Annotated in this window: 4 protein-coding genes and 2 pseudogenes; all 6 read left to right on the forward strand. The window is 69.1% G+C overall.

Annotated elements, in window-relative coordinates; all coding sequences use genetic code 11:
- A pseudogene (locus ABZ909_RS43475) lies at nucleotides 1-137 on the forward strand (acyl-CoA dehydrogenase); the annotation flags it as partial.
- A complete protein-coding gene (locus tag ABZ909_RS43480) occupies nucleotides 134-304 on the forward strand; it encodes a hypothetical protein (protein WP_357012341.1) in 171 nt (56 codons plus the stop codon). The pseudogene ABZ909_RS43475 and the gene ABZ909_RS43480, both read left to right, overlap by 4 nt.
- Nucleotides 305-437: 133 nt before the next feature.
- A complete protein-coding gene (locus ABZ909_RS43485; RefSeq protein ID WP_357012344.1) occupies nucleotides 438-1,481 on the forward strand; it encodes an acyl-CoA dehydrogenase family protein in 1,044 nt (347 codons plus the stop codon).
- A gap of 132 nt (nucleotides 1,482-1,613) precedes the next feature.
- Nucleotides 1,614-2,072: a MarR family transcriptional regulator gene (locus ABZ909_RS43490; protein ID WP_357012346.1), complete on the forward strand. Its 459-nt coding sequence runs from the start codon at nucleotides 1,614-1,616 to the stop codon at nucleotides 2,070-2,072.
- 161 nt (nucleotides 2,073-2,233) lie between these two features.
- Nucleotides 2,234-2,602 (forward strand): annotated as a pseudogene (locus tag ABZ909_RS43495) (MFS transporter); the annotation flags it as partial.
- Between the two features lie 41 nt (nucleotides 2,603-2,643).
- Nucleotides 2,644-2,696: hypothetical protein (locus ABZ909_RS43500; protein ID WP_357012348.1), on the forward strand; the 53-nt coding region annotated here is incomplete at its 3' end.

Genomic DNA, 2,696 nt, shown 5'->3' on the forward strand with positions numbered 1-2,696 from the left:
GCGCCATCGGCTACGCCGCCGAATGCGATCTGTCGCTGTGGCTGACCAAGGTCACCGCGTTGCGCTCAGCCTGGGGCACCCCGGCCGAACACCGCGCCCGCATCGCCGCCGCACTGCGCGCCGGAAACGTCGCATGAGCGCCCCGGTGGCCGACGCGGCAACGCTCGACGCATCGTGCGCGGGCGGGGTGCACACCCCGCTCGTCGCCCGGTGCGTCCGATCGCTCTTGGCCTCGACCACGGGCGAGTACGCGCCCGGCCACCGGGAATTCACCCATGCCGAGATCGAGCGGGCAGACCGATGACAACGCGTGCGGACTGTCGGCAGGTCGGGGCGAAATCCATTGCCAGGGTGGCGAACACCCCGGGTAGCACCACATTGATCAGCGCACCGGGCCGACGCGCCGCGCGCCACTTCTACACGTTGGGAGCGAAGGCATGAGCCTGACGGCCGAGCAACAGGAACTCGCCACGACCGTGCGCGCGGTGCTGGCCAAGCACGGGGACAGCGCGGCCATGCGGCGCGGGCTGGAGAACGAGCGCGGCTACGACGAGCAGCTGTGGAAGCTGCTGTGCGAGCAGGTCGGTGTCGCCGCACTGGCGATTCCGGAGGAGTTCGGCGGCATCGGGGTCGGTCTGGTCGAGTCCCTGCTGGTGGTCGAGGAGCTCGGGCGCACGCTGTCCGCGCCGCCCATGCTCGGCTCGGCCGTGCTGGGTGTGCAGGCGCTGCTGCTGGCCGGGAACGCCGAGGCCAATGAGCGGCTGCTGCCGGAGGTCGCCGAGGGTGTCCGCACGCTGGCGCTGTGCTGGGCCGGGCCGCGCGGCTGGGACTCGTTCGGGGTCACCGCCGAGGGCGAAAAGCTCTCGGGCTCGGCGCATTACGTGCTGGACGGCGTGCACGCGGACACGCTGCTGGTGCTGACCGCCGCGGGCCTGTTCGAGGTGGACGGCAAGGCCGCGGGCGTCACCCGCACCGCGGTCGTCACCCAGGATCCGACCCGCAAGCTGGCGCGCATCGACTTCGACTCGGTCGAGGCCCGTCCGCTCGGCGAGCCAAATGTCGCCCGCTTGCGTGAAATCGCCTGGGCGGCAGTGGTTGCCGAGCAGCTCGGCGCGGCCGAGCAGTGCCTCGACATGACCGTCGAGTACTCCAAGTCCCGGGTGCAGTTCGGTCGTCCGATCGGCAGCTTCCAGGCGCTCAAGCACCGCATGGCCGACATGTACGTGCTGGTCGAGTCGACCCGCTCCATTGCGTACCTGGCCATCGCGGGCCTGGCCGAGGGCGCGGTCGAGGCCGTCGACGTGCAGTCCGCCCGCCTGCATGCCATCGACACCTTCAACTCGGTGGTGTCCGAGACCGTCCAGATGCACGGCGGCATCGCCATCACCTGGGAGCACGACGCGCACCTGTTCTTCAAGCGCGCCCACGCCGACGCCCAGCTCTTCGGCACTCCCGCTCGTCCGCTGGCCCGTCCGGCCTAGCGGCGAATCCTTTCCGGAAACGGCCCGTGCGCAGTTCGCTGCGCACGGGCCGTTTGCGTTGTGCCGTATCTCACTCGGCGAAATATCGTTAGCCTATATAAATAGATAGTTAGCTTATGCAACAATCAATCGGTGCAGCTGAGACAGGCAACCGAGCTCACCCCGGAGGACACCGGGGACAGGCTGGTCGACATCGTCGTCGCCACCTCACGGCTCAACCGCCTGGCCGGAGTACTCGGCGGCATCGATCTTCCGCACGCCGTCATGCGGGCCCTCGGGACCCTCGACGAGTACGGCCCCCTGCGGATCAGCGAGTTCGCTCGCCTCGACCGATGCTCCCAACCGGCAGCAACGGCGCTGATCGGACGGCTGACCGACGCCGGTCTCGCCACGCGGACCAAGGATCCCGACGACTCCAGAGCCGTGGTCGTCGAACTCACGCCCGCGGGACGAGACCGGCTGGCCGCCGCCCGGGACCACCTCGGAAACTCCCTCGCCGCACGCCTTCCCGACCTCGATCCGGCCCTGCTCACCCGTCTGAGCCGGGACCTGAACGACCTCGCCGAGGCCTTCAAGGCCGCCGGAGCCTGAATCCGGCCTCTCGCAACTCGACCGAAAGCAGCTGCGACTCACCATCATTCGTAGATGAGGACTCTCCAGTGACCACCAGCACCCCGATCACCCGGCCCGCCTTCCCCGCGGCCGTCGGCGCCGACAATGCCGCCAGCTCGAAACCCAAGCAGCCCAAATCGGTGTGGGCCGTCGCCTTCGCCTCGGTCATCGCGTTCATGGGTATCGGGCTGGTGGATCCGATCCTCGAGCCGATCGGCGAGCAGCTGCACGCCTCACCGTCCCAGGTGACACTGCTGTTCACCAGCTACATGCTGGTCACGGGCGTGGCCATGCTCATCACCGGCGTCATCTCCAGCCGCTTCGGGGCCAAGAAGACCCTGCTGTCCGGCCTGGCCATCATCGTCGTGTTCGCCGCTCTCGCAGGCAGTTCCAGCACGGTCGGGCAGATCGTCGGCTTCCGCGCCGGCTGGGGCCTGGGCAATGCGCTGTTCATCGCCACCGCTCTGGCCACCATCGTGGGCGCGGCCGCCGGCGGCGTCGCCCGCGCCTCGAGGCCATGCGCCGCCACGGCTACAAGGGCGCGTTCGAAATGGCCGCCACCGTCGACTACCTGTTCGGCTACGACGCCACCACGAATGTGGT

Origin of the sequence: Nocardia sp. NPDC046763, from assembly GCF_040645495.1 — a bacterium.
GTDB lineage: Bacteria > Actinomycetota > Actinomycetes > Mycobacteriales > Mycobacteriaceae > Nocardia.